Here is a 1,628-nt window from a genome sequence, read left to right as displayed (position 1 = left end):
AAATTAAAGTATGATTGAATGTAAATTTCAGCTTGTCTGCTTATGTTATCTTCTTGTAATATTTCTTTGTTAAAGAAAAACGCATTATTTCCCTTATCGCACTCAGTTAATACAGCGCTCTATGCGCTGAGGGAATTATTTCGATAATAATTACACGTAATATAAAAACTCAAATGAAAAAAACAATTATTTCTTTACTCGTAGGGGCAGCAGTGACGCTTCCTGCTACTTCGCAGGCAATTGCTTCAAACCAAATTAATTCTTCCGTACAGGATGATATTGTCGTCGCTGGTGATGTACTGCAAATTATGGTGCCAGCCGCTGGCTTATTTGCTGCTTGGATGCATGATGATTGGGAAGGTGCAAAGCAAGTGACTTACTCAACAATCGTTAGTGCAACAATTGTTGAAGGGCTTAAAAAATCGACAGAACGCCAGCGCCCTAATGAACTAGGGACCAGTTCTTTCCCTTCAGGACATACTGCCGCAGCTTTCAGTGGCGCTGCGTTTCTACAGTCTCGCTATGGCTCTGCATGGGGTATTCCTGCATATGGCGCTGCTACTTTTGTGGCTTACAGCCGTGTGCATGGTAAACGTCATCATGTCGATGATGTTATGGCATCAGCAGGTATCTCAATTTTAGTTAATCAATATTTTGTCTCACCCTATTTTGATGAAAATATCCAAGTGAGTTCAATGGCTGTTGATGGTGGCGTTGGTGTCAATATACAAATAAACAATGCAGCCTTTAATACGGAACGTACAGAGCGTGGAGCGCAGCCAGTATTGCCAACGCATTATGATAGCCGTTTTGAGTTAGGGCTTGGGGGGAATACGACAGATGGTGGTGCATTGGTTGCTGGGCAGGCATTTACCGAAGCACCTGAATTCGACCGTGAATTTAAGCCATTTGTATATATGAACTATCAACATGTGCTGAGTAATAACAATCACGCTGAGATTTATTTAAACAGTACCGATTCTCGTGAACGTGGCGTGATCGCTGCTGATCAAAAGTTAGGGGAAAATAAATATAAACAAGGGCAAGAAGTGCTGGCTAACTTTCAGCACATTAAGCTAGGTGGTACGGTATATAAAGGTTACCAGCCATTAGAAGTATTGCATGTCGACCTTGGTTTGGGCATCTACTATCACTTGTTATCACTTCAAATGGATGATGATAAGAACGGTGGTAATTACGCGAAAGAAGATAGTTGGCGCTTAATGCCAAACCTGGCGATGAAACTTGATTATGAGATAACAGATAGTTTGTCGTTGATTGCGAAAGGGCAGTACCAAAAGTGGTCGACAGATAGTTATATTGAAGCTGAAGGCGGGGTGAATTATAAGCTGAATAACCAGTGGGATATGGGCATTAAATATGTTTATGCCGACTCAAGCTTTAGTAATAGTGCGTTCAATGCTGTATATGATAGCCAAGCTTTTGCGCTGACGTTTGCTAATCGTTTCTAATAATACCGTTCCAAATTGGTATAAATAGTCATTGGTTTAAGTAGCGATAAAAAAGCCCAAATACTGAAGAGTATCTGGGCTTTAATTTTTTACTGGATTGCTATGCAGTCATACAACCAAGTTATTAAATAACTTATGTAATCAAATAACTTATGT

Annotated in this window: 1 protein-coding gene; it reads left to right on the top strand. The window is 40.2% G+C overall.

Going from position 1 to position 1,628, the window contains the following annotated elements; translation table 11 throughout:
- The first annotated feature begins 173 nt into the window (after positions 1 to 173).
- On the top strand, positions 174 to 1,472 hold the full coding sequence (locus tag ASV53_RS23930) for a phosphatase PAP2 family protein (protein ID WP_094958977.1): 1,299 nt from the start codon (positions 174 to 176) through the stop codon (positions 1,470 to 1,472).
- Positions 1,473 to 1,628 lie beyond the last annotated feature (156 nt).

It is taken from the genome of Photobacterium sanguinicancri (assembly GCF_002265265.1).
GTDB lineage: Bacteria > Pseudomonadota > Gammaproteobacteria > Enterobacterales > Vibrionaceae > Photobacterium > Photobacterium sanguinicancri.
This window is presented reverse-complemented; position numbering and strand designations above follow the sequence as displayed.